This is a genomic window from Xanthobacter flavus, from assembly GCF_017875275.1.
GTDB lineage: Bacteria > Pseudomonadota > Alphaproteobacteria > Rhizobiales > Xanthobacteraceae > Xanthobacter > Xanthobacter flavus_A.
The window spans coordinates 155,973-176,732 of record NZ_JAGGML010000001.1 but is presented as its reverse complement, the minus strand read 5'-3'; the positions used below and the strand labels follow the sequence as shown (position 1 = coordinate 176,732).

Here is a 20,760-nt window from a genome sequence, read left to right as displayed (position 1 = left end):
CGGCATCTCAATTCATCTAATTTCATATCATTTGGCATATAGCTCGGCCTTCGGCCAGCCGTCCTGACCATTCTATCTTTACAAAACAACATCTATTCGCCACGCTCGGCTCATTAAACCAGCAATATACCCGTCAAATCGTTTGTTTTCGTATCAATTCATATCATTTCATACCATGATGGCGGCTCCGTCCGAACGATCATGGCCGGAGGCTCATCCATGTCCCAGCAGTCCATTCCACTGTCGTCCGAGCGTGCCAACACACGGGACGAGCGGGGGTCCAACCCTGGCCCCCCGCCGGTGCCGGCCTTCGCCGGGGGCGCCCTCATCGGCATGCTCGGCGGTCTCATCGGGCTTGGTGGCGCAGAGTTCCGCCTGCCGCTGCTGATCGGCCCATTCCGCTTCCGGGCGCTCGAAGCGGTCATCCTCAACAAGGCCATGAGCCTGGTCGTCGTCGCTAGCGCGCTGCCGTTCAGGGCGGCGACGGTGCCCTTCAGCGCGATCGCGACCAACTGGCCGATCATCCTCAACCTGTTGGCGGGTAGCCTCGTTGGCGCCTGGTTCGGCGCCGGCTGGGCCACCCGGCTCAGCTCCCGCACCCTCTACCGGGTCTTGGCAGTCCTGCTGGTGCTGATCGCCGTCGCCCTCCTGTTCGGACACGGATCGACCGCAGCGTCCGCGCTGCTTTCGGGACCCTGGCTGATCGTGGCCGGCGTCATTGCGGGATTCGCCATTGGCGTGGTCGCCTCGCTGATGGGCGTGGCCGGCGGTGAGCTGCTGATTCCGACGCTGGTGCTTCTCTTCGGCGCGGACATCAAGCTCGCCGGCAGCCTGTCGCTGGCGGTGAGCCTGCCCACCATGATCGTCGGCTTCACCCGCTACAGCCGCGACAACGCCTTCGCCACCGTCGCGCAGAACAAGGTGTTCGTGGCCGTGATGGCGGTGGGCTCCATCGTGGGCGCCTTCATCGGCGGGCACCTCCTTGGGCTTGTGCCCGAGCAGGTCTTGCTTCCCATCCTGGCGCTGATCCTCGTCGTGTCATCGGTGAAAGTGTGGCGCCACGGATGAGGGTGCGGTCTCGGCCGGCGCCAGAACGCCGGCCGATGGTGCCCGCCGTCAGGCCGGATACTCCTTCGACTTGAAGGTCAGGTGCCGCACGCCTTCCGGCGCGTCGGCGATCTTGCGGATGTTGCCCCACGTCTGCTTGTAGTTGGGGATGATGTCCTCGTTGACCCCCGCGGACACCACATTGCCCTGCACGCCGGTCGGGAAGCCGAACAGCATGAAAGTCTCCTTCCGCTTCGCCGTGGGGGTGGGATAGGCCATGGCCTGGGTGGAGCCGTTCTCGTTGTAGACCTCCACGAGATCGCCGCTCTTGAGGCCAAGCTCGCCCATGTCCTGCGGGTTCATCTCGATGAAGGGATAGGGCCAGCGATCCATGACCAGCTCATTCTCCACGTCAAGATAGGCGCTCTGCCAGACGAGGTTCGCCCGCCCGTTATTGATGAGGAAGGCGAACTTGTCCTTCTCCGCCTGTTTGCCGGGGGCCTGGAGGCCGCGCCACCGGGTTTCGGCGAACACCGCCTTGCCGTCCGGCTTGTTGAACTTGCCATCGGCGAACAGCCGCTTGGTGCCGACGATCTTGCCGTCTGCGAAGGCCGTGGCGGGCTCCTGGAAGCCGTTAGTGCCCATGGTCCGCAGGCGATCGTAGGTGACGAACGCGCCGCCCTTTTCGTTCTTGGCGTAGCCGTCCATGAAGGCGTCTTCCTCGCTCTTCCAGTCGAAGCCCTTGAACTTGTCCGCCACCTCCGTTTTGCCCATGGCGCGCAGCACCCGCTCCATGTGATTGGCGATCCGCGCGGCGATGAGGCAATCGGGCATGGCCTGGCCCGGCGGGTCCATGTAGCGCTCGGTAAGGCGCATGCGCCGCTCGCCGTTCATGGAGGTGAGGTTCATCTCGCCGGATGTCGCGGCGGGCAGCATCACATGGGCGGCCTCGCCGATATGGGTCGGCACGATGTCCACGTCGACGCTGAACAGCCCACCCTTGCGGATGGCGCCCAAGATGGCGGCCACCATGGCATCGCGGTCGCCGTAGGGCACGCTGGCCATGGCGTCCTTCACGAGGTCCGTGCGCATCTTGTAGGCGCGCTTGAAAGCCATGGCGTTGAGCGTGGTCTTGTAGTGGTCGCAGCCCCAGATGTGGTGCACGCCGCCCTTGCCCTCGATCAGCAGCTTGTCCACATAGGCTGCGGGCCGGCCCACATGGGCGTCGGACGGGCGGCAATAACCCTCCTGGTGGCCGCCCATGCGCACGCAGCCGCCGCCCGGACGGCCGATATTGCCGGTAGCGAGGGCGAGATTCACCAGCGCCTGGTTGGTGCGGTAGTTGTCATTGCCCCAGATGAGGCCCTTCTCATAGGCGAACATGGTCCGCCGACGTGCCCCGCCGGCCTTGGGCTCGCCGATCCAGGTGACCGCCTTGACGATGTCCGCCTCGCTGAGGCCGGTGGCGCGAGCGGCTTCCGCCACGCTCACCTTGTTGGCCGCCAGGGCCTTGTCGAAGTCCTTCGTGGAGGCCGCGATGAAACCCTTGTCGATCCACCCCTTCTCCGCCGCGTAGGTGAGCCAGGCGTTGAACAGGATCAGGTCGGTGCCGGAATTGAGGGCGAGATGGAGCACGTTCTCCTTGCCCGCCTCCACCTCGCTGGCATTCACGGTGACGGTGCGGCGCGGATCGACGATGACGATGCGCGCCTTGGCCACCGGCTCGCTGCCGAACTCCGCCTTCTTCTTGTCGAGGGAGGTTCCGCGCAGGTTGGGCACCCAGTGGTTCAGGAAATAGTTGGTCTGGGTTTCCAGCGCGTTCGTGCCCACCGCTACGAGGGTGTCGGCGAGCTCCGCGTCCTCGTAGCAATTGTTGAGCTCGCCCACCCCCATGTCGCGCGAGCCGTGGACCTCCGAATTGTAGGCCGGGCGATTGTGGATGCGGATGTTCTTTACCTTCATGGCGCCGAAATAGAGCTTTCCGGTGCCCCAGGTGTTCTCGTATCCGCCGCCCGCGCCGCCGTGGTCGAAGGCGGACACGAACAGGCCGTCCTCGCCCTGCTCAGCGATCACCGCTGCGGTGACGCGGGCGACGAGGTCGAGGGCGTCGTCCCAGCTCGTGGGCTGGAGCTGTCCGTAGCGCCAGACCTGGGGATCGGTGAGGCGCTGGAGCTGGGTGTTGCGCTGGCGCGAATAGCTCATCTCGGCGATCCGCGCGCCGCGCACGGAGCCGAGGCCGGAATTCACCACGCACGCCTTGTCGGGCTTGATGACGATGTGCACGTCTCGCCCGTTCTGCCTGACGATGTTGTACATGGACGGCGCATACCAGGCTGCGGTCTCTGCCGGCTGTTGCCTGGAGAGATCGACGCCGAAGGCGTTCTCGCCCGGCGCCGTGCCGCCCTCGTATCGGGCGTCCCAACTATAGGCCTTGTAGCCGCAGCCGACGATGCAATAGTGGCAGACGACGTTGTGGACGGTCGCATTGGCGGGAATGATGGGCAATTGGCCGATCTGGCGCTTGTAAGCCATGGTGTCCTCCCTCAGAGCACGTTGGAGAGGCGGCCGTAGAGCAGCTCATCCACGCCTTCGGCATAGATGTCGCCCTTCGCGTCCACACGCAGCGCGTATTGCGGCAGGTTCTGCGTCGCCTGGCCCCAGATCTGCTGGCCGCCTTTCTCGCAATCGAAGCGGGAATAATGGCCGGGGCAGTTCAGCGTCTTGTCCGTCGTGCTGTAAGAAAGGGGAAATCCCTTGTGCGGGCAGACGGTGGTGAAGCCGACGATGTCGCCGTCGGGTCCGGCGCCTCCGGCCACGCGTGTCCCGAGCTTCAGAAGGACGCCGGGCGCGTCGTCATCGGGATAGGCCACGTCCAGCGGCTCATTAACTTTCAGGTCCTTCACATTGGCGAGGCGGTTCGCTGGATATCTCACCAACGCGACCGCAGGGGCCGCCTTGGCTTGGGCCGGCAGAACGGAGGCGACGGCGGCGCCTGCGGTCGCAAGGCCGGCGCCGGTCAGGAAGCTGCGGCGGCCGGCATCGACGAGGCTGGGACATCTTTTCATGAAAGCTCCTCCCAGAGCGTATTGGTCCTTTCGGACGCAAGACGTCCTGCAGAAGCTGCGCCATGCGGAGCTGAGTAGAGAATTCAATGATTTAACGAGCGAGATGAGGCGAGCACGTCCGCCGTCCCGAACATGCTGCGGCGCCGTCTGTCCGGAAACCCGAACGCGCCGTCAGCCGTCGCTACCCAAACCGAGGCGGCGCATCTTCTCCCACAGGGTGGTGCGCCCAACGCCGAGGAGCCGGGCGGCGGCGGAGAGTTCGCCCGCGGTCGCGGACAGCGCCCGGAGGATGTGACGCTTCTCCGCCTCCTGGCGCGCGGATTCCAGTGAGCCGATCCGTAGGCCGGCGTCAGCGCCTTCGCGAACGATCTCGGGAAAGAGATCCCCGGGCATCAGCCAGGGGCCCAAGGCAAGAGCGACCGCACGCTCCATCCGGTTCCGCAGCTCCCGCACATTCCCGGGCCAAGGATGCTGCATCGCGGCCTCCTCGGCGAGGGCGCTGATCCCTTTCAGGTTGGTCTCGGTGTCCGCGCTATATTCCGTAAAGAAGCGCTCCATGAGCCATGGGATGTCATCGGGGCGCTCCCGCAGAGATGGCAGGCGAATGCTGACCGCGTTGATGCGGTAAAGGAGATCCTCGCGGAATTGTCGCTCGACAACTCGCAGCGCCAGATCGGCGTTGGTGGCCGTCACGATACGGCCGCCGAAGGCGATCTCGCGCTCACCGCCGACCCTCTGAAACGTCTTGCTCTCGATCAGCCGCAGGAGTTTTGCCTGCAACTCCGGACGCAATTCCCCGATCTCGTCGAGAAACAGCGTGCCGTCGCCGGCGCGCTCCACATAGCCGAGATGGCGCTGCGCGGCACCGGTGAACGCGCCTCGCTCGTGGCCGAACAGCTCGCTTTCCATCAAGTCGGCGGGAATGGCGGCGCAGTTGACCGCGATAAACGGCGCGGTCGCGTGCCGCGATTGCGCATGGATGAAGCGGGCGGCTACATCCTTACCTGTCCCTGTCTCCCCCGTGATGAGCAGATTGGAGGACAGGCGAGCCATCCTGCACAACAGAGCCTCCACCTGCCGGATGGCGGGTGAGACGCCCAACGTGCCGCCTTCCGTGGTTCCATGCGGCATCAGCAAGTCGGTGAGCCGCGCCAGGAAGTCCTCCATCTCGAAGGGCTTGGTGACGTAGTCCGCCGCGCCGGACCGCATCAGGCGCACCGCTTGGTCGATGTCGCCATGGCCGGTCACGAACAGGAAAGGCGGCGTCCGAGGCACGTGCGCCGCTTCCCGGAACACAGCCTCCCCATCGAGATCCGGAAGGCGGATGTCGCATACGATAGCCTCGAAGCGAATCTTCCGGATATCCGCCACCGCTGCGCAGCCGGTCCGCCACCAATGCACCCTCATTCCCTCCAGGCCGAGCCGCTGCGCGAGGCTCTCGCCCATGATGGGATCGTCCTCCACGAGGCCGATGACGGGAGGCTCATGCGACATGGGCGAGCTCCATTGGGGCGATGAAAGGGAAGAGAAGACGGATCCGCGTTCCCCCCGTTTCAGGCCGCTCGACCTCGGCCGAGGCACCGAGGTCGTCCAGGATGCGCCGGGTGGTCCACAAGCCGAGGCCGCCGCCCCAGGGTGGGCCACCCGTTTCCCCGCCAGCCGCAAGAAGGCACCCCGCAGGCTCGGGCAGGCCGCTGCCTCGATCCGACACGATTACATGCAGGGCCGTCGGCGTGAGCGACGCATCCACCGCCACTTCGCTTCCCGGCGGGGCGGCGGAAACCGCATTCAGCAGCAGGTTCAGCACGGCCTGGCGCACCGGGGTGCTGGGCAGAGGAAGCAACACGTCGACGGGACCGGAGAACCTCAGATCGACACCCTTCCGGCGCGCCGCGGGGGCAATCAGTAGCTGCAGGTCCTCGAAATCGGCCATGGCGAGGGGTCGCGGCGCCTGCTCCGGCCGATACAAAGCGAGGGTGGTGCGCACCACGTCGCGGATACCGACGAGGCCTCGTTCGAGAAGGCCGAGGGACGATTTTCGGACCGCCGCATGGTGTCCATGGGTCTTCAGCGTCGCCAGCGCGTTAAAAAGGCCGCCCAGCGGGTTGTTGATCTCGTGGGCGAGCGCCGAGGTGAGCCGCCCGAGGCTGCCGAGCCGATGCTCGTCCGCCAATTGTCGGGCTAGGTCCTCCCGCTCGTACATGGACCGGACCAGCGCATTGTAGGCTAGGAACAGGCGGGCGAATTCAGCGCCGTTGCGCGCGACCGCCTCCGGGGGAACGGGCGTCGCCCGCCCTTCGCTCGCAGCGCCCAGATAGCGCGAGAGCGTGCGCACCGGCGCCATCATGCGGGCGACGAGCAACCAGCCGGCCACGGCGAGCAGCAGCGTGACCATCCCGTTCGTGGCCGCGAGCGCGAGGACGACGTCGCGCCGCTCCAAAGCCAGATGGCTGGTGTCGAAAGTGGCGTGGATGATTCCGACGATGCGTCCAGGATAGGAAAGCACGCGCGTCGCGGTGGCGGATCTGGCGCCCGCCTCGAATCTGAAATCCCGGCCGGTTGCGAGCGGAGCGAGATCGGACGGGAGACGCACCCCAATGGGGAAGCGACGGGGATCGGACGCCGCGATCACGAGGCCCTCCGCGTCGGTGATCACGGCGCTCAACGGATGCAGGCTCTTGTTGAGGGCCTGTGCCCGCATGATGGCGTCATAAACTTCCCAGACATCGTCTCTTAGGATCGCGGGTGCGACCGCGGAGGAGAGGCTGTCCAGATAGGTCTGCGCCAAGGCGCGCAACTGGCGCTCCTGCGTCTCCCCCAGCCGGCTCAGCACGCGCTCGGAGAGTGCAAGCCCCACCAGCACCATGAGCGCCGCAACCGCTAGGGGCACCTTGAGGGTGACGGGCCACTGGCGGGGGTCAAGGCGCGCGATCATGGGCGTCACCCGGTGCCCGCGACGAGCGCCGCCTTTGCGGCGATGGGGTCGAAGAGGCTCGCCTCCTGCGGCGCGAAACCATCGAGCCGCAGCATGGCGAGCACCGCCTTGCCATCCTCGTCCTCGTTCATGCGCGCAAGCGCCTCCGTCAGCGCGGCGAGCGCCTGCGGGTCTGGCGGATGGCGCGGGGCAGCGATGGGCGGGAAGCCGAGCCATTCGGACCGGCGCAGGATGGCGACGCGCGACGTCAGCTCCGGCTCGATCTCCCGCATAACGTCCAGGACGTAGCCGTCCACGGAACCGGATTGGGCGAGGCCCGAGGCCACGGCACGGATCACGTTGCGATGGCCGTAGGTGAAGAAGGTGCGGGCGAAGAAGGACGGGGGCTTCAGGCCGTGCTCCGCGAGAAGCGCGCGGGTGACGAGGAAGCCGGAATTGGAATCGGGGTCCGAGAAGGCGTGGATATCGCCCTTGAGGTCCTGGAAGTCCCGTGCGTCACGGTCCCGGTCGACGATGAGGCAGGACTGATAGAGCGGCTGCCCGCGCCACAGCGGAACCGCGACCAGCTGGAGCGCGTCACGATGGGCGACGAACGGATAGCCGCAGATCCACGCGGCATCGAGCTGACCCGAGACCAGCAGCGCGGTGATCTCCTGATAGGTCCGCCGGCTGACGAGTTCGACCGGTAAGCCGGTGGCCCGCCGCAGGTAAATCTGAAGCCGGCCGAGCAGTTCGAGGTCGGAGGTCAGGAAGACGGGGGTCAGGCCAAAACGGATGATGCCGGCCGAGGCGCGCGCCAACAGGGGCACGAGCGTCGCGCCGACCATGGAAGCAGCGGCAGCAAGGACCGCCCTGCGGTCGATGCGCGAACCGGCGCCCATTTGCTAGGGCCTCCCGCTTTGTAATTCTTCTTAAATCGAAGAATAACGCGGATGGCCTGAAAGGCAAACGGGCATCCGTGTCAGCGTGAGAAACGACAATTTGCGCAGTGCCCCCGCCAGGAGGCTTGTTCTTCTGCCGTGGAATCAATTGGCGGCGCGAGGGCCACTTTCAAAGAACCCGCGCGGGATCGCGGCCGAAGCCGGCAGCCCGCACGGGCGTCTGACCTGCCTGTCAGGCCAGTGTTTCGATCGCCAGCGCGATGCCCTGGCCGCCGCCGATGCAGAGGGTAACGATGCCACGCTTGAGGCCGTCGCGCCGCATCGAATGGATGAGCCGCGTGGTCAGGATCGCCCCGCTCGCGCCGATGGGATGGCCATGGGCGATGGCCCCGCCTTCAACATTGACGACCTCTTCGGCAAGGCCGAGCTCGCGGGTAACGGCGAGGGCGATCGCCGCGAAGGCCTCGTTGATTTCCACCCGCTCGACCTCCGCGATCGTCCAGCCCGCACGCCCCAGCGCCTGGCGCACGGCTGGTACCGGACCGATGCCGAACATGCCTGGCTCCACCGCGCCGACGCCGAAGGCGACGAGCCGCGCCAGCGGCTCAAGGCCGTTCGCCGCGGCGAAATCGCGTTCGGCGAGGATCATCGCCGCGGCGCCGGTATTGAGACCGGGCGCGTTTCCGGCGGTGATGGTGCCGTCCTTACGGAAGGCCGGCTTCAGCTTGGTGAGGGATTCGATCGTGGTGTCCGGCCGATTGTGCTCGTCGCGAGCGAAGATCTCCGGCCCCTTGCGGCCCTTGATTTCGACACCGACGATCTCGGCATCGAATTTTCCGGCGGCCTGCGCCTGGGAAAAGCGCTGTTGCGAGCGCGCCGCCCAACGGTCCTGATCCTCGCGGGAGACACCACATTTGGTCACGAGGTCTTCGGTGTGCCAACCGGAATGCTCGCCCGAGAAGGCGTCGTTCAAGCCGTCGCGCAGCATGGAATCGTAGATCTGCGCATCGCCCATGCGATAGCCCCAGCGCCCGCCGCTCATGAGGTAGGGCGCGGCGTCCATGTTCTCCATGCCGCCGGCGATCGCCGCATCGGCGAAGCCCAGCCAGATCTCCTGGGCGACCGAGGCAACGGCCTGGGCGCCGGAGCCGCAGACCCGGTTCACAGTCATGGCCGGCACCTCCACCGGTACGCCGCCATGGACGGCCGCCTGGCGGGCGGGGTTCATCTTGTTGCCGGCCTGGACCACATTGCCCATGATGAGGCTCGACAGCTTGGCTGCATCGAGGCCCGAGCGACGGAGCGTCTCGCGCACGACTGTCGCACCCAGCTCGGTCGCGGGGACCGCCTTCAGAGCGCCATTATAAGTGCCGATCGCCGTGCGCACCGGCGCGCAGATGACCACGTCTCGTTTCGTCATGGACTTGGCCTTTCATGGATAACGACAGATCGCATTCGCGCGGGTGCGCGCAGCGCCTTGATGCGCCTCATGCCTTCCTTCGGATCGTCCCGTCCAATCGGGTCGCTTCCGCCACGGTGTTCGAAATCGTGCCGTACTTGCGGACGTTGGTGTGGAGCAAAGCCAGGCGCTGCTCCGTCTCGTCCGTATCGATGATCAGCTCGTAATCCACCGAGATGATCTTCGGCGGCGCGTCCTGCCGAACGGCGTGGAGCGTGACATCCACCCCGCGCAGCTCGAAATTCAGCATCGGGGTCACCCGCTCGATGCCCTTGATCATGCAGGCCGCGATGGCGGCAAGGAACAGTTCCGCCGGGTTGAAAGCATCGGCGCGCCCGCCAATGTCGGTGTCGAGGGTGATCTCGGCCTCTTTGGTGCGGGCGAGGCTGCCGTGTACGTCGATGCGCGACGCGTGAACCTTGTATTCCAGCATGGCGGCGCTCACGCCGCGAGCCAGCGGGCGAGATCGTCCGGCTTCGGCAGGCCGCCGGCGTGCACCACCTTGCCGTCGATGACGATGCCCGGCGTCGAGGCGATGCCGTATCCGGCGATCACCGCATAGTCGGTGACCTTTTCCACCGTGACGTCGAGCCCGAGCTTGGCCGCCTCATCCCGCACCATCTGCGCCGTTGCCTCGCAGCGAGAGCAGCCGGGGCCCAGCACCTTCACGTCTTTCATGGCTTTTGCCTTTCTTGTTTTAAGAAAACAGCGCGTTGAACAGGAAGCCCACGGCGAGGATGCCGATGCCGACCACGCCCACAAACACGGCAATCAGCTTGAGGCTTAGGACTTTGCGCAGGATGATCATTTCCGGCAGCGACAGGGCGATGACCGCCATCATGAAGGCGAGCACGGTGCCCAGCGCTGCCCCCTTCGCCAGCAGGGCCTCGACCACCGGGATGATGCCCGCGGCATTGGAATACATGGGAATGCCCAGCAGCACCGCAGCCGGAACCGACCACCACGCATCCCGCCCCATGATGGAGGCGAGGAGATCTTCCGGCACATAGCCGTGGATGAAGGCGCCCGCTGCGATGCCGGCGATGATCCACATCCAGACCTTGCCGACGATGTCGCGCACCGCGTCGAGGCCGGCCCTGATGCGATCCACCAGCGTCATACCGTTTGGCGGCAGCTCGACCGGACTGGCACGCACGTTGCGCACCCAGTCTTCCAGCCAGCCCTCCAGGTGCAGGCGTCCGATGACCCAGCCGGCGATAATGGCGATGGAGAGGCCGAATGCCAGATAGGTGAGCGCCACCTTCCAGCCGACCAGCGCGAACAGGAGGCCCAGCGCCACCTCGTTGACCATGGGCGCGGCGATGAGGAAGGAGAAGGTGACGCCCAGGGGCACCCCGGCGGAGACGAAGCCGACGAACAGCGGCACCGCCGAGCAGGAGCAGAAGGGCGTGACGATGCCGAGGCCGGCGGCCGCAATGTTGCCGAGCCCCTCGCGTTTTCCAGCGAGCAGGGCGCGGGTGCGCTCGGCGGAGAAGAAGCTGCGCACCACGCCCATGGCGAAGACCACCAGCGTCAGCAGCATCAGCACCTTGGGCGTGTCGTAGATGAAGAACGCGACCGCTTCAGCGAGATGGCTGCCTTGCTCCACCGGCAGGCGGGCCACTAGCCATTGGGAGAACGGCGCGAGCTGGGCATAGACCACGAACCAGAGGGCGATCGCCGCGGCCGTCACCGCCGCCCAGGTCAGTGACGATGCATCCCTCGGTGGCTTGCGCCCGGTCAATGACAGGTCGGCGCTCATGCGGCTCTCCTGTTCGATGAAGCGTCCAGGGTGGTGAGGACAGCATTGATGATGGTTGCCTGCTCGGCCGGCAGTTCGGGATTGCGACGGTAGCGCACCCATTGGGCGTCCCGCCGATCCACCACGACGCCAGCCTGCTTGAGCACCGCCATATGGCGCGACATGCGGGATTGGGTGACGCCGAGGACGCGCACGAGTTCGCAGACGCAATGCTCGTGCCCATCCCACAGGAGGTGGACCGCCGCGAGGCGGGTGGGTTCGGCCAGGGCCGACAGAAGGGTGAGGGCGGACTGCATACGCTTCTTTTACTTTAATGCGCATATGCGTTCAAGCGCATTTTATAATTAGCTTGTCACTGGGAACGCAGGGCTTCTCGAAATCAGGGGGAATTGAACCCTCACCCTCGACCTCGGAGCGGATATCTATGCTGCGGCTCGAAATAGCAATTTGAGATGGTTGCGTGCCCCCGCAACCATTCGACCCATACTATCTCGGTCTCCCTCTGTCGCGCCTAACAGCGCGGCGAGGGTGCCGTGTAGTTCCAGGTCCCTTCCCTGCACATCATCGTTTGGAAAGATCACGACGCGCTCGATGAGCCGGCGTGCCATCTCTATGACGGGTGCCCGTTCCTCGGCCGGCCGGCTTTCGATCTCGGCCCGCAGCTTGCGCACAATTTCCGAATAGCGGCTGACGATGGCCGGGTGGAACTCGATCACCTCCGGCTCGGCCCCCTCCGGCTTCCCCTGCAGCGCCTTCGCCTCTGCCGTGAGGGCATTGAGGCGCGCCACCAGGGCGGTGGGGTCCGGAAGGTCTGTCTTCGCGATGGTGTCCACAATTCGCGTAGTCTCGCGCTCGATCTCGCCCAGCCGCTTCAGGCGCTGCGCTTCCGCCCTGGTTGAGTTGGCGCGGAGCCGTCGGCGCTCGGCGAGATAGGCCGCTGTCACCCGCTCCAGCACCTCGGGGTGGAGGAGGTGCTCCTGCAGGGCGCCGAGGATCCGCTGCTCGAGCATCTTGAGGGAGATGAGCCGGCGGTTGTCGCAGGTTCCCTTCTCGCGCCGCGTGGAGCAGCCCAGCTTGTTCGGAGCGGCCACGATGAAGGAGCCGCCGCAGGCGCCGCATCGGCAGAGGCCGGACAGCAAGTGGCGGGGCTTGCGCTGCATGGGTGCGTTGGGCCCGCGGCCGGTGAGCCGGCGCTGCACCTGGTCCCACAGCTCGGGCGGGACGATCCGCAGCTCAGGCAACTCAACCACATGCCGCGCGCCGGCGGCGTTCGGGCGCGACACCCGCTTGCCTGTATCGGGATCCTTCACGAACCGCTGCCGATTCCAGACCAGCCGGCCGGCGTAGAGCTCGTTGCGAATGATGCCGTTCGCGCGCTCCCGAGAGCCGTTGATGGTGGAGGCGTTCCACTGCCCCCCTCGGGGGCCGGTCACGCCCTCCGCATTCAGGCGGGCGACGATCTCGCGCGGGGAGCTGCCGTCGGCGAATTCCGTGAAGATGCGGCGGACCACCTCGGCCTCGCCGTCGTGGATCTCGCGCACGCCCGTCCCCGCCACCCGATAGCCGAAGCAACGGCCGCCGGCGCTCTTGCCTTCGCGGATCCGCCCTTGGAGGCCGCGGTGGGTCTTCAAGGCGAGGTTCCGAAGGAAGAGGGCTGACATGGTGCCCTTGAGGCCCACGTGCATCTCCGACACCCGGCCGTCGGCGACGGTCCAGATTTCCACTCCGGCGAAGGTCATGCGCTCGTAGAGGGCGGCGATGTCCGCCTGATTGCGGGAAAGGCGATCAAGGTCCTCGGTGAGGATGACGTCGAAGGCCCCGCGCCGGGCATCCTGCACCAGCCTCTCGAAGGCAAATCGGCCATGCACGCTGGCGCCCGACACGGCGAAGCCCGAATAGACTTCAGCGACCACCCAGCCCTGCCGCTCGGCATAGGCGGCGCATAGGGCGGCCTGATCCTCGATGGAGCGCCCGTCCTGTTTGTCGGATGAGAAGCGGGCATAGACGCCCGCGCGCCGCTGCTGGTTCACTTTTCGTTCCCCACGCCATTTTCCCGCTCATGATCCCGCCGGGCCATCATCCGGGCAATGGCCTCGGCGAGCGCGATCACGTCCGGATGGGGCGGGCGAGCTGGGGATAGCGGGGGCAGCAGCTCTTGCCTGCGGCGCGCCATCAGCGCCAGGTCTCCTCGATGGCGGGGAAAATGGGCCCGGCGGGTGCGGCGCGCGTCTGCGCCAGCAGGATGACAAAGACGAGGAAGATGCCGACGACGATCAGCACCGCGACGATCAGGGCGTCACGGGCCCGCTCGAAATCGGAAGGAAGCTTCATCGCCGTTCCCGCGTCATGGTTGATCATAACCTCGGCCCGGGCCCAGCTCATCGCGAAATCTCCTTCAGGGCGGCGTCGCGCGCAGCGGTGAGCTCGGCCATGGCGTCGTGCGTGCCGCCATGGTCAGGGTGGTGCTCCTTCGCGAGGCCGCGATAGGCCGTCTCGACCATCTCGGCGGTGATCGGCTTGCCACCAGCGTCGAAGCCCAACACCTCGCGCCACGGCCGCCGGCCCGGCGCCGGCAGTGCGGGGATGAACCCCTTGAAGGTCGCGCGCACGAGCGAGAGCGTCCCATGCCGCAGCTCGGTGCGCCGGGCTTCGAGCACGTGGTGGATCGCCTGCAGGTTCGCGGCGGGCGTGTCGTATCGGTCCACCGGGATGCAGCGCTGCTCGCCGTCCCAGGTGAACCACACGGCGACGCCTGGGTCCGCCGGCCGGCTTTCACCAAGCGACACGTTGGACGACAGGACGATTCCCGCGACTGGACTCCCGCTATCGCGCCCGAAGGCCAGGAGCGAAGAGCGCACATTCTCCAGCGCGCCGGCGAGCGTCGTGCGGAACTGGCCTTTCTCGCGGGTTCGCGCCCGGGGAAAGCTCTCGGGCCAGGAAAGCGGGTAGGCGGCGGTCATCGGGCAGCCCTCGCCCTGGTCTCGGCGATAACCGCCTCAGCCCGGTCCTCGTCTCCGGTGGCGCACCACAGGGCGAGCGCCAGCACAAACGGGTCGATGCCGTGAAGCTGCCAGAACGCCTCCTCGCCGATCCGGTGTTGCGCCTTCGGATCATCTTGGTGGTGGTGCCGGCACAGCGGCACGGTCCATTCGTCGCTCGGGCGCTCGGCGCCGCCGGTCTCACGCTTCCCATGAAGCGCGGATGCCATGCGCACGTGGGCGCCCTCCACCTGCTTCCGGGAGCCACAGACGCAGCAGGGCAGGGAGCGGATGAACTTGACGTGCTGCTGGTGCAGCCGGCGCGGCCGGCGCTTGCCTTTAGGCGGCGCGGCGGCGAAGGCGGTGGCGGGACGCACGATGCGCATGGGGCGGCTCATGCTGCGCACTCCCAGGCACCGCGCTCCTGCAACCATGCATGAAGCCGGCGGCAGCGCTGGAGATCGTCCCACGCCCCATGCGCGCCGGCGCGGGGCTCTTCCCCCAGCAGGATGGAGCAGGCCTCATCCAGGCTCGGCCATTTGAAGGAGCCGTCCTCCCGGTCTGCCTCAATTCGGCAGAAGGGCGTGGCCGCCTTCATCGTGTCCACGAACTCTAACCCAGGACGGGTCCAGAGCTTCGTCTCCTTGCCCCGACGCAGCAGCATGCCCTCGATGATCTGCCGGTCGAAGTCGATCCCGTGGCCCACAACCATCTCGGACTGCGCCGCGAGGCCGCAGAGCACCCCAAGCGCGGCCACCTCGGAGAGACCCCGTTTGGCGGCGAGCCGTGTGGAGATGCCGTGCACGGCCTCGGCGCCGGCGCGCACCTGACGCCCCTCTGCCTTGATGTGCAGGTGGAAGAAGTCGCTCTCGGATTCGTCGATCACGAGCTGGGCGGCGATGCTCACCGCCCAGGGCTGGGAGGGATCGTCGAGCGGGCGGTCCCGCTTCAGGAGGTCGGACGTCTCGGCGTCCATGAACAGCACGGCGCTCATGCTCCTGCGAGCTCCCTGACCTGGAGGGTGACGTCCTCGGCGGAGATCTCGCCCTTCAAGCGGCGCACGTGCAGTGCGTAAATCTCCCGGAGGATGGCGGTGTCTTCATCGGGCGGGGCTCCAACGGCTTTGCCCACGAAGGCTTCGTGCAGCCCTTTGAGGCTGGCGGGCTGCACCGCGCGAGCGAGCGCTTGGTGGTAGGCCGTGAACTGTGCGGAGGACAGGCCGGGCTGGGGTTGGGGGGCGGACGCACCCGGCCTGTCCTCCTGCTCGCCGGGCGACACCGGCGAGGTCTCGGTGGGCGTGTCGAGCACCTGCTCTTCACCGCCTTGTTCTTCATCCCGCTGCTCGCCGGCCGTCTCACGCTCGACGTGCTCAAGCGAAAAGCCGGGCGCGGTCGTGCCCGCTTTCAGACGGGACGCGAGCGTCGGGCGCTCCGGCGTCACGTCGCGGAAGTCGCGATAATCGGCTTCGTCTTCGATGCGCAGTGCGTCGGCGAGCTCGGGGGACGCGGGCATGCGCTTCATGAGCCGGCGGATGACGGTCTTCTTCGCCATCTCGCCTTCGTCGGTGGCCCACGGCGTGGACTTGATCTTCTTCTCCTGGAAGGCTTTCCATCCGTCAGATCGGTCGCGGATGCGGTGGACCTCCCGGATGGACATCACCTCGAAGTCGGTTTCGCCGCCCGCCAGTTTCACCACGGCGTAGTAGGCGTAGGCCTCGCCTCGGTCCTGGGCGAGGTTCGGTTTGTGGTGCAGGCGCTTGTTGTCGCCCAGCACGCACTCGAACTCGTCGCGCTCGCACACCTCGTGGGCATAGGAGGCTGCGATCTCGCCGGACTGGCGGCCGAGCTTGATGAGGCCGCGATAGCCCACGCGAAGCTGGGGCGCGAGGCGGCGTTCCTGGTTGTTCCAGCCGGTGATGAGGTAGGCCTCGCCGAGCTGGGGATCCAGCAGCAGCCCCAGCGCCGCCGCCTTCGACACCTCGTTGAACACGGCCTCGGGGTCGCACTTCAGGAGGTTCGGATGCTGGCGCAGCGCGATGGCGAGGTTGCGCTCGAAGCGCTCGGGCTTCACGTGGGCGGGGAGGGAGGCGAACAGCCCGCTCGCCCGCTCCGGCGGCAGCACCTGCGCCCTGAAAGCTTCGAAGGGGCCGATGGTGGCGACCTGGTTCACGCCGCATCCTCCTGCGGGAGGAGGCCCACGTCGGTCTCGGCATCGAGGCGCTTGCGCAGCCATTCGGGAATGAACAGCTTGGCCTCGCCCTCGAAGGCCGGCCATTCGCCGCTCTCCATGCAGCGCGCGAAGGTGTCGATGGCGCGGCGCACCCGCCGGCGGGCGTAGCCGATCCAGCTTGCGTCCACCTCCACGATGCTCACCGCGTAGGGCGGCACCTTCTCGACGCACACCAGCACGAAGGCGGTCATGTCGATGTTGCACACGGCCTTCAGGCCCATGCCGGTGAGGGCGCCGGCCATGTCATAGCCGCGTTCAAGGATGGCACGCTCCATGGCCCGCGGCGCGGCGTCGGCGGCCGTCTTGAGGTCCACCACCACCCCGTCGCTCACCGGAAGAACGTCCGGCCGGATCTTCAGCCAGATGCCGGTGACGGGGTCGCGGTAGATGATGGAGCGCTCGACCTCGCCCTGAAGGAGGCCCTGGCGCACGAGCGGGTGGCGCGCCAGCGAGGCCGCGATCCCCTTGATGTGCTGGACCTGGTCGGGCGTCAGGACAGTCTTGCCCGCCTCCCGCTGGAAGTCGCGCCATTCCCTCGCAGCCTTGGTGCGGTAGTCCGGGTACTCGTCCGGCCGCACCACGAAGTGCTGGCGGAAGCCGGCCTCGCCCAAGAGCAGGGTGTGCGCCGCTTGCCCGAAGTCGAGGGCGTCGGACTGCTCCTGCTCGATCCGCTGCGGGTTCAGATAGCTGGTGGCCCAATAGTGGGCTGGGCTGCGCAGCTCGATCGTGCGCAGGCCAGAGGAGGACACACCGGGACCGTCGGTGCAGTCGCCGTGGTAGCGCTCGACGTCGAGGGCATAGACGCCGGGCTCCTTCACGCGCTCGAACGGAAGGAGAGGGTGGATGGGGAACTGAGCGGTCATGTCAGAACGCCTCCTCGCTGTCCGGAGCGCTGGCCGCGGCGTAAGCCTTCCGGCGCTGTTCCATCTCGTGGTTCACGGTGAAAAGGACGTCCTCGTCGAAGTCCCGCGCGGCGATCCATTCGAGGAAGCCGAAATCGACCTCCGACCAGAGGTGGCCGCGCCATTTGCCGATGTGGCAGCGCACCTGGAGCGCGGGCTCGTCGGTCCAGCGGATCAGGTCCTCCAGCGGGGCGAGGGCCAGCAGGTCCCGCAGGTGGAAGGCGGTCACGTAGGCATCGGGGAAGGCGCGGTGGGAGAGCGCCGCCATCCCGCGGTCGAGGTCCGCCGGCCGGCGCCAGTAGCGCAGCGCCTGGTTGGAATGAGCCGGAGCGTCGCGCCAGAGCCGCAGGGCGGCCTTATAGGTGCAGATCCACGGCAGGCCGCCGGTCAGTTCATCGGTACACCACTGGCGCTCCATCTTCGCGCTGTGCGCTGCGAAGGCGACGGGTGTTCCCCTGGATGGACGAAGCACCCCGGCAGCGGCGATGTCCCACGTTGGGGCTCCACTGACGTCCTCATCGGTGATGTGGTGGATGGCGGACGTCTCGGGCGGGATGGGCCGGCCGGGGTTCACCAGACCACCATCGCCGCCGGCAACGCGCCAATAGGTCAAACCGGTGGCGGGATTGGCAACGACACCGACAACGTCGCACCAGCCGATCTCGCAGACGGCGTGCTCGGGCGGCTCGAAGCCGGTGGTCTCCAAGTCGATGACGCGGATGAACATCACACCAGCTCCTTCTCGATTGCCAACCATTCGGGGAGATCGACCACCCAGCCCTGTTCGTCCTCGGCGGCGCGGGTGAGTTCGATCTGGGACAGCGGGAGCCACACGGTCTTCCCGGTGTTGTGGTCGCGGACCTGGATGGCGCGGTCGGTGCGCACCATGAGGTCCACGTTGATCTCCACGAGGTCGGACTTCATGGCCGGGCCCTCAGTAGGTGATCGCGACGTGCGGGACTTGCCCGGTCGCAATGAGGTCCACCACCTGCGCGGCCAGCTCGGAGGGAATGCCAATGCCCTCTATGGCGCGGGCCGCGTCGCGGTGGACCTTGTCCCGGTGCCGCTTGTTCGCCTCGCGCTTCGCTGCAGCGGCGGCTTCTGCCGCCTTGGCCTGCTCCGCCTCGCGCTTCACGCGCGCCTCGGTCTCGCGGGCGCGCTGCTCGGCCGCCTCCGCCTGCCGCTTCAGCTCCTGCTCGCGCGCCTCGGCTGCTTCCCGCTCGCGCCGGGCGGCTTCCTCTGCGCGCCGGGCGTCGGCAGCGGCTTTCTCCTCGGCGTCGCGCTTGGCCTTCTCCGCAGCCTCGCGAGCGATCCGCTCTTCGCGGTCCTTCTTGTCCCGCTCTTCCTTCAACCGGCGCAGCTCGGCGAGCTCGGCCTGTTCAGCCTCGTAGCGCTCCCGCGCCTCGATGCCGGCGCCGAGCTGGAAGACGGCAATCTCCTTGGCCCGGCCATAGGCGGCTTCGTACTCCTCGCAGTCCGGGCCGATGACGATGGAGTTCAGCTCGTCCAAGGCGGCGCGCATATCGGCCGCGGAAATCTGGAGCTGGCTCTTGGCGCCGAGCTGCTCAATGCGGGCGATAGCGGACTTGTGGGCGGCGACGCGCTGCTCCTCGGCCTGCTCCCACTCCGTGAGGGGCTTGCGCACCTCGTCGGCCCAGGCGTCGAGGGTATCGCGGGCGTGCTTGCGCGCCGCGTCGATCTTCTTCGGAATCTCCTTCTGGGCGTCGTTCAGCGCCTTGCCGGTGCCGTCGAGATAGGTCTTCACCTTCGTGATCTTGAAGGCGAAGGACTTGACCTCCGCCCGGCCCTTGGCGGTGGAGATGTCGGCGTCAAAGGCGTCGATCTCCTTGCGCACCATGGCGAGGTAGGGATCGAGCGCTTTCGGAGTGGTGAAGACCGCGAGCGCGTTCTGCGGCTCGATCTTGATGAGTTCGACGTCCATGGGTGGCGCTTTCTTGAGGTTGGCGACGACGCCGACCGCGACCTCTCCCAGGGTGCGGAAGGTGGGCGGCAGCGGCCGGCGGCTCATGGGGCGTAGGCCTCAGGCGGCCGCAGATTCGGGGGCGGCGGCCGGGGGCTGCTCAGGGGCCACGTAGGGCTCGAACTGCCAGCTCTCGCCCCACCAGGCGCACACCACGCCGTCATCGGCGACGGAGGCCGTGCGCATATCGAGACGGGCGCCGAAGGCCGGGTTGCCGTAATCGGACGGCTTCGTGGAGCCGGCGACCGGAGCATCCAGCGGATCGTCGATCACCTCGAGGACAACATGCGGTCGGCCGACGCCGATGAGGTTGTGATGAGGGCGGGGTGTCACGAGGTCCCCCGGCTGGAACGGACAGCCCGCGGCGTAGCGCTGCGCAACCTCCTTCAAGGTGGCCGCCTGCTCCTCGGCAGATGCCAGTCGGAAGGGCCGTGGGCTGCCTTCGGTGATCACCGCAACAAGTGCTTCAGCAAGTCCCATCTTTCACTCCATGGATGGCCCTTGGGCCGTTGAAGCGGCGGGCATGGCGCCGGCCGCGGGTTGGTCAGAGGCGGTTGCGCCGCCGGCTCCTGATCCACATCGATGCGTCCGCCAGCAGCACACCGAACGCGATGGCGAGACCGAGCGCTGCGGCCGAGGTGGCGAGGACAGCGATCATCGGGCGCTCCAGCCGGAGGCGGCCGCGACGAAGAGCTGGCCCGGCAGCAGGGAGAGGGTGAGCCCCGCCGCCACCGCCTGGTTCGCGATGACGGCACCGGCGAGCACAGCCTCGGCGAAGGGGGAAAGGGTTGGAGCCGCCGCGCCCGGATCAGGGCATGCGGAAAGGCGCGGCGGCTCAGGCGCGGCCACGATGGCGGCGCTTGTCTTGGACCTGCGACGACGCAGGAAGGGCAGGGGAAGGCGCATTGGTCAGCCCGCCCGCCGAATGGGGGTGCGGGCGCGGTGGCCCTCCAGCACCGTGTTGATCGCGTCGGCCAGCTCCTGAGCCAGAACCGGGCTTTCAACGCGCATGCTGATGCCGTGGAAATTGAATCGGTCCATGCGGATGGTCAGGCTGTCGTCGATCGCCCGCGCCTCTTCGGGAATTCCGAGGACTCGGAACTCGCACTGGATCTCGTCGTGCTTGCTCATGCGGCGCTCCTGTCGGCGGCAAGGGCGGAAAGGCGCGCATCAACCCGCGCCAGTTCGGTGTTCACGCGCTCGCTGCCACAGGCCTGAAAGAGGCTGTCCGGGCAGGTGAGTGGGTTGCTGATCCGGGCGCGCCAGTCGAGGAGATCCTCGATCTCACGCTGCGCCTCGGTGAGCCGGGCGCGGCGGTCGCGCTCCACGGCAAGGGATTGGGCCGCCTCAGCGGTCGCACGCGCCCAGGTGCCGGCCTGACGGAGCAGATCCTTGTCGCTCGGGCGGCACTCGGGAGAGCGCTTCTGCCAGGAGGCGCGCCAAGCGAGGTACTGCTCGTTGGCCAGCGCCGCGACGGCTTCCTGGTCGATCTCAAGGCGGGGGGCGAGGTGGGACCGCATC

Annotated in this window: 26 protein-coding genes; 1 reads left to right on the top strand and 25 read right to left on the bottom strand. The window is 67.1% G+C overall.

The window, feature by feature from the left end; translation table 11 throughout:
• Window positions 1-219 precede the first annotated feature (219 nt).
• Window positions 220-1,068 (top strand): sulfite exporter TauE/SafE family protein, encoded by an 849-nt coding sequence (locus J2126_RS00885; RefSeq protein WP_149577644.1) that lies wholly within the window; start codon window positions 220-222, stop codon window positions 1,066-1,068.
• Window positions 1,069-1,116: 48 nt separating this feature from the next.
• Here J2126_RS00885 and J2126_RS00880 read toward each other — a convergent pair whose 3' ends face one another.
• The 25 genes from J2126_RS00880 to J2126_RS00760 form a co-directional block, all read right to left on the bottom strand.
• Window positions 1,117-3,579, bottom strand: a complete 2,463-nt coding sequence (locus J2126_RS00880) for an arsenate reductase (azurin) large subunit (RefSeq protein WP_149577643.1) — start codon at window positions 3,577-3,579, stop codon at window positions 1,117-1,119.
• A gap of 11 nt (window positions 3,580-3,590) precedes the next feature.
• On the bottom strand, window positions 3,591-4,112 hold the full coding sequence (locus J2126_RS00875) for an arsenate reductase (azurin) small subunit (RefSeq protein ID WP_012115921.1): 522 nt from the start codon (window positions 4,110-4,112) through the stop codon (window positions 3,591-3,593).
• Between the two features lie 171 nt (window positions 4,113-4,283).
• Window positions 4,284-5,606 (bottom strand): sigma-54-dependent transcriptional regulator, encoded by a 1,323-nt coding sequence (locus J2126_RS00870; RefSeq protein ID WP_149577642.1) that lies wholly within the window; start codon window positions 5,604-5,606, stop codon window positions 4,284-4,286.
• On the bottom strand, window positions 5,596-6,978 hold the full coding sequence (locus J2126_RS00865) for a sensor histidine kinase (protein WP_245327171.1): 1,383 nt from the start codon (window positions 6,976-6,978) through the stop codon (window positions 5,596-5,598). Before J2126_RS00865 ends, J2126_RS00870 begins: the two co-directional genes overlap by 11 nt.
• 74 nt (window positions 6,979-7,052) lie before the next feature.
• A complete protein-coding gene (locus J2126_RS00860; RefSeq protein ID WP_149577640.1) occupies window positions 7,053-7,928 on the bottom strand; it encodes a PhnD/SsuA/transferrin family substrate-binding protein in 876 nt (291 codons plus the stop codon).
• 232 nt (window positions 7,929-8,160) lie between these two features.
• Window positions 8,161-9,348, bottom strand: a complete 1,188-nt coding sequence (locus J2126_RS00855) for a thiolase family protein (protein WP_149577639.1) — start codon at window positions 9,346-9,348, stop codon at window positions 8,161-8,163.
• Between the two features lie 67 nt (window positions 9,349-9,415).
• On the bottom strand, window positions 9,416-9,832 hold the full coding sequence (locus tag J2126_RS00850) for an OsmC family protein (RefSeq protein WP_432445298.1): 417 nt from the start codon (window positions 9,830-9,832) through the stop codon (window positions 9,416-9,418).
• Window positions 9,829-10,065: a thioredoxin family protein gene (locus J2126_RS00845; RefSeq protein WP_149577637.1), complete on the bottom strand. Its 237-nt coding sequence runs from the start codon at window positions 10,063-10,065 to the stop codon at window positions 9,829-9,831. Before J2126_RS00845 ends, J2126_RS00850 begins: the two co-directional genes overlap by 4 nt.
• 19 nt (window positions 10,066-10,084) lie before the next feature.
• Entirely contained in the window at window positions 10,085-11,149 is a 1,065-nt protein-coding gene (locus J2126_RS00840) for a permease (protein ID WP_149577636.1), read from the bottom strand.
• On the bottom strand, window positions 11,146-11,445 hold the full coding sequence (locus J2126_RS00835) for an ArsR/SmtB family transcription factor (RefSeq protein ID WP_149577635.1): 300 nt from the start codon (window positions 11,443-11,445) through the stop codon (window positions 11,146-11,148). Before J2126_RS00835 ends, J2126_RS00840 begins: the two co-directional genes overlap by 4 nt.
• A gap of 126 nt (window positions 11,446-11,571) precedes the next feature.
• Window positions 11,572-13,179: a recombinase family protein gene (locus tag J2126_RS25700; RefSeq protein WP_209483259.1), complete on the bottom strand. Its 1,608-nt coding sequence runs from the start codon at window positions 13,177-13,179 to the stop codon at window positions 11,572-11,574.
• On the bottom strand, window positions 13,176-13,322 hold the full coding sequence (locus J2126_RS00825; protein WP_209483257.1) for a hypothetical protein: 147 nt from the start codon (window positions 13,320-13,322) through the stop codon (window positions 13,176-13,178). The genes J2126_RS25700 and J2126_RS00825 overlap by 4 nt, the downstream gene beginning before the upstream one ends.
• Window positions 13,322-13,531 carry a hypothetical protein gene (locus tag J2126_RS00820; RefSeq protein ID WP_209483255.1) on the bottom strand — a complete coding sequence of 70 codons (210 nt, stop codon included), beginning with the start codon at window positions 13,529-13,531 and terminating at the stop codon, window positions 13,322-13,324. The genes J2126_RS00825 and J2126_RS00820 overlap by 1 nt, the downstream gene beginning before the upstream one ends.
• On the bottom strand, window positions 13,528-14,109 hold the full coding sequence (locus tag J2126_RS00815) for a J domain-containing protein (RefSeq protein WP_209483252.1): 582 nt from the start codon (window positions 14,107-14,109) through the stop codon (window positions 13,528-13,530). Before J2126_RS00815 ends, J2126_RS00820 begins: the two co-directional genes overlap by 4 nt.
• Window positions 14,106-14,525 carry a DUF968 domain-containing protein gene (locus tag J2126_RS00810; RefSeq protein WP_209483250.1) on the bottom strand — a complete coding sequence of 140 codons (420 nt, stop codon included), beginning with the start codon at window positions 14,523-14,525 and terminating at the stop codon, window positions 14,106-14,108. Before J2126_RS00810 ends, J2126_RS00815 begins: the two co-directional genes overlap by 4 nt.
• Window positions 14,522-15,121 (bottom strand): 3'-5' exonuclease, encoded by a 600-nt coding sequence (locus J2126_RS00805; RefSeq protein WP_209483248.1) that lies wholly within the window; start codon window positions 15,119-15,121, stop codon window positions 14,522-14,524. The genes J2126_RS00810 and J2126_RS00805 overlap by 4 nt, the downstream gene beginning before the upstream one ends.
• Entirely contained in the window at window positions 15,118-16,296 is a 1,179-nt protein-coding gene (locus J2126_RS00800; RefSeq protein ID WP_209483246.1) for a recombinase RecT, read from the bottom strand. The genes J2126_RS00805 and J2126_RS00800 overlap by 4 nt, the downstream gene beginning before the upstream one ends.
• Window positions 16,293-17,219, bottom strand: a complete 927-nt coding sequence (locus J2126_RS00795; protein ID WP_209483244.1) for a PD-(D/E)XK nuclease-like domain-containing protein — start codon at window positions 17,217-17,219, stop codon at window positions 16,293-16,295. Before J2126_RS00795 ends, J2126_RS00800 begins: the two co-directional genes overlap by 4 nt.
• Before the next feature lies 1 nt (window position 17,220).
• Complete coding sequence (locus J2126_RS00790; RefSeq protein ID WP_245327169.1) at window positions 17,221-17,985, bottom strand: exonuclease domain-containing protein; 765 nt, start codon at window positions 17,983-17,985, stop codon at window positions 17,221-17,223.
• Entirely contained in the window at window positions 17,985-18,182 is a 198-nt protein-coding gene (locus J2126_RS00785; protein ID WP_209483240.1) for a hypothetical protein, read from the bottom strand. The genes J2126_RS00790 and J2126_RS00785 overlap by 1 nt, the downstream gene beginning before the upstream one ends.
• A 10-nt stretch (window positions 18,183-18,192) precedes the next feature.
• Entirely contained in the window at window positions 18,193-19,287 is a 1,095-nt protein-coding gene (locus J2126_RS00780) for a hypothetical protein (RefSeq protein WP_209483238.1), read from the bottom strand.
• A gap of 12 nt (window positions 19,288-19,299) precedes the next feature.
• Window positions 19,300-19,719, bottom strand: a complete 420-nt coding sequence (locus J2126_RS00775) for a hypothetical protein (protein ID WP_209483237.1) — start codon at window positions 19,717-19,719, stop codon at window positions 19,300-19,302.
• A 174-nt stretch (window positions 19,720-19,893) separates the two neighbouring features.
• Window positions 19,894-20,145, bottom strand: a complete 252-nt coding sequence (locus J2126_RS00770) for a hypothetical protein (RefSeq protein ID WP_209483235.1) — start codon at window positions 20,143-20,145, stop codon at window positions 19,894-19,896.
• 3 nt (window positions 20,146-20,148) lie between these two features.
• The gene (locus J2126_RS00765; protein ID WP_209483233.1) at window positions 20,149-20,370 is read right to left on the bottom strand and encodes a hypothetical protein; all 222 of its coding nucleotides are present in this window, start codon (window positions 20,368-20,370) and stop codon (window positions 20,149-20,151) included.
• The gene (locus J2126_RS00760) at window positions 20,367-20,759 is read right to left on the bottom strand and encodes a hypothetical protein (protein WP_209483232.1); all 393 of its coding nucleotides are present in this window, start codon (window positions 20,757-20,759) and stop codon (window positions 20,367-20,369) included. The genes J2126_RS00765 and J2126_RS00760 overlap by 4 nt, the downstream gene beginning before the upstream one ends.
• Window position 20,760 lies beyond the last annotated feature (1 nt).

Excerpts from the sequence above, each read along its gene's own strand:
- J2126_RS00880 (WP_149577643.1), bottom strand. The coding sequence starts at position 3,579 with ATGGCTTACAAGCGCCAGATCGGCCAATTGCCCATCATTCCCGCCAAT.
- J2126_RS00840 (WP_149577636.1), bottom strand. The coding sequence starts at position 11,149 with ATGAGCGCCGACCTGTCATTGACCGGGCGCAAGCCACCGAGGGATGCA.
- J2126_RS00805 (WP_209483248.1), bottom strand. The coding sequence starts at position 15,121 with ATGAGCGCCGTGCTGTTCATGGACGCCGAGACGTCCGACCTCCTGAAG.
- J2126_RS00865 (WP_245327171.1), bottom strand. The coding sequence starts at position 6,978 with ATGGTGCTGGTGGGGCTTGCACTCTCCGAGCGCGTGCTGAGCCGGCTG.
- J2126_RS00820 (WP_209483255.1), bottom strand. The coding sequence starts at position 13,531 with ATGAGCTGGGCCCGGGCCGAGGTTATGATCAACCATGACGCGGGAACG.
- J2126_RS00855 (WP_149577639.1), bottom strand. The coding sequence starts at position 9,348 with ATGACGAAACGAGACGTGGTCATCTGCGCGCCGGTGCGCACGGCGATC.
- J2126_RS00885 (WP_149577644.1), top strand. The coding sequence starts at position 220 with ATGTCCCAGCAGTCCATTCCACTGTCGTCCGAGCGTGCCAACACACGG.
- J2126_RS00785 (WP_209483240.1), bottom strand. The coding sequence starts at position 18,182 with ATGAAGTCCGACCTCGTGGAGATCAACGTGGACCTCATGGTGCGCACC.
- J2126_RS00870 (WP_149577642.1), bottom strand. The coding sequence starts at position 5,606 with ATGTCGCATGAGCCTCCCGTCATCGGCCTCGTGGAGGACGATCCCATC.
- J2126_RS00835 (WP_149577635.1), bottom strand. The coding sequence starts at position 11,445 with ATGCAGTCCGCCCTCACCCTTCTGTCGGCCCTGGCCGAACCCACCCGC.
- J2126_RS00815 (WP_209483252.1), bottom strand. The coding sequence starts at position 14,109 with ATGACCGCCGCCTACCCGCTTTCCTGGCCCGAGAGCTTTCCCCGGGCG.
- J2126_RS00825 (WP_209483257.1), bottom strand. The coding sequence starts at position 13,322 with ATGGCGCGCCGCAGGCAAGAGCTGCTGCCCCCGCTATCCCCAGCTCGC.
- J2126_RS00770 (WP_209483235.1), bottom strand. The coding sequence starts at position 20,145 with ATGCGCCTTCCCCTGCCCTTCCTGCGTCGTCGCAGGTCCAAGACAAGC.
- J2126_RS00790 (WP_245327169.1), bottom strand. The coding sequence starts at position 17,985 with ATGTTCATCCGCGTCATCGACTTGGAGACCACCGGCTTCGAGCCGCCC.
- J2126_RS00775 (WP_209483237.1), bottom strand. The coding sequence starts at position 19,719 with ATGGGACTTGCTGAAGCACTTGTTGCGGTGATCACCGAAGGCAGCCCA.
- J2126_RS00845 (WP_149577637.1), bottom strand. The coding sequence starts at position 10,065 with ATGAAAGACGTGAAGGTGCTGGGCCCCGGCTGCTCTCGCTGCGAGGCA.
- J2126_RS00795 (WP_209483244.1), bottom strand. The coding sequence starts at position 17,219 with ATGACCGCTCAGTTCCCCATCCACCCTCTCCTTCCGTTCGAGCGCGTG.
- J2126_RS00875 (WP_012115921.1), bottom strand. The coding sequence starts at position 4,112 with ATGAAAAGATGTCCCAGCCTCGTCGATGCCGGCCGCCGCAGCTTCCTG.
- J2126_RS00810 (WP_209483250.1), bottom strand. The coding sequence starts at position 14,525 with ATGAGCCGCCCCATGCGCATCGTGCGTCCCGCCACCGCCTTCGCCGCC.
- J2126_RS00765 (WP_209483233.1), bottom strand. The coding sequence starts at position 20,370 with ATGAGCAAGCACGACGAGATCCAGTGCGAGTTCCGAGTCCTCGGAATT.
- J2126_RS00780 (WP_209483238.1), bottom strand. The coding sequence starts at position 19,287 with ATGAGCCGCCGGCCGCTGCCGCCCACCTTCCGCACCCTGGGAGAGGTC.
- J2126_RS00860 (WP_149577640.1), bottom strand. The coding sequence starts at position 7,928 with ATGGGCGCCGGTTCGCGCATCGACCGCAGGGCGGTCCTTGCTGCCGCT.
- J2126_RS00760 (WP_209483232.1), bottom strand. The coding sequence starts at position 20,759 with ATGCGGTCCCACCTCGCCCCCCGCCTTGAGATCGACCAGGAAGCCGTC.